General features: G+C 44.2%; 1 protein-coding gene. It reads left to right on the top strand.

Annotation, left to right across the window (positions count from 1 at the left end; genetic code table 11):
* On the top strand, window positions 1-1,902 hold a 1,902-nt coding region (locus A9G42_RS09100), incomplete at both ends, for a VENN motif pre-toxin domain-containing protein (RefSeq protein ID WP_179854636.1).

The raw sequence follows: 1,902 nt of genomic DNA on the forward strand, positions 1-1,902 counted from the left end.
AACATGGATGTGGGTAACAACTTAAACATCCAATCACTGCAAGATACGGACGACTATGATTACGAAAAAATCAGCGCCTCAGTAAGTGGCAGTGCTGGCTTTGGTGGCTTTAGTGCCAACGGCTCATTATCAAGTACGGACATCGACAGCAAATGGGCAAGTGTCACCGACCAATCGGGTATTTTTGCTGGCAAAGGTGGCTTTGACATCAAGGTAGGCAACAACACCGACCTAAAAGGGGCGGTCATCTCCTCGGAAGCCGAAGACACCAACAAAAACCGCCTTGATACGGGCACAATCAGCTTTAGTGATATCAAAAACAAAGCGGAATTTAATGTTAGCCATATCTCGGTCAGTGGCGGCACGGGTGGCGCAGGTGCACCAGCGGCATATCAAAACAGTGAAAAAGACTCAAGCATCACCCACTCAGCGGTAGAGCAAGGTCAACTCATCATCCGCAACAAAGACAAACAACAACAGGATATTAATGATTTAAGCCGAGATACGGAGCATGCGAATAACTCACTAAAACCGATATTTGACAAACAAAAAGAGCTCGACAAAATCGAAACGGTAGAGCTTATCAAAGACATAGCCCAACAGACGAAAAGCGTAATGGGCAAATATGACCAAATACAGGCACAAAACAAAATAGAAAACGACGAAGAAATTAAAAAAGGCCTAAAAGAAAAAACCACAGATCAGCTAAAAAAAGAAAAGCTTAAAGCTCAACAAGACCCAAGCTACACCCCAAAAAGCTACGACGAGCTTTACCAGCAAAATTATTATGATGCCGTCAGCGATGCAGTGGTAAAAAATGCAAAAAACAACCTTGGCACCATGGGTGGAGATGTCAGCAAAGGCATAGATTCAGCCGCATCAATCATTACCGGCATCATCGCTGGTGACGTCACGGGTGGCCTTGCAGGTGCTAGTGCGCCATGGCTAGCAGAGCAAATTAAAATACATGCAGGGGATAACGAAGTAGCTCGTTTAACGGCTCACGCCATATTAGCGGGCACTATAGCCGAACTACAAGGCAACTCAGGCTTAGCGGGTGGCGCAGGCGCAGTAAGTGGCGAACTTGCTGCAGAAGTTATCCGCAACCTTTATAAAGATGATAAAGGTAAAAAGAAAGACATCAAAGACCTCACCGAAGCAGAAAAACAAAATATCAGCGCATTATCGCAACTGGCAGCAGGCCTTGCCACGGCCAGCGTTGGTGGTGATGTGGGTGATGTTGGCGCTTCGATAGCTGCGAGTAAGAATGCGGTTGAGAATAACCGTTTAACTACGCGTAGAGAGAATAAACGAATTAGAAAATTGGCTAAAGGAGATAAGCAGGAAGAATTACGTTATCTTGCAGCAGCATGTGCACTAATTAAATGTTCGTCCGAACTGGCTGATAATGACCCGCAGAAAGCGGCACTCCGAGAACTAGAAAAGTTAGGCAGTAGTGACGAGTTACAAGCATATAGAGAAACGCTTGCAGCTCAAGAACACACAAAAAATAGAACTATATTTGGTATACCTTATCAAAAAAATGAAAAGTTATTTCAGTATACATTTTTTGATGGTATTTTTGATGGTACAAAGAATATTGATAATGAATACAGCATAACCACTCGAGCAGGAGGTGTCCTTCAGATTGGGTTTGCTGCTATCGATGGGTTTGGAGCAGCCGCATTATCACCAGGTTGCAGCTCAGTGGTGGGATGTATACCAAGTGCATATCTAACATGGTCAATGGCTGATAATGGCGTAACGGGAGCAATGACCGTTTATTATGGCAAAACTTATCATACGCAAACAGCCGAGGGGCTAGCTAAGATATTAGGCGTGTCAGTATCAGATGCTGAATTGTTATTTTCACTTTCAACAGCTGGCGTTACTGCAAAAGGT

The sequence above is a fragment of the Gilliamella sp. Nev6-6 genome (assembly GCF_001690605.1).
Classification (GTDB): Bacteria; Pseudomonadota; Gammaproteobacteria; order Enterobacterales; family Orbaceae; genus Gilliamella; species Gilliamella apicola_C.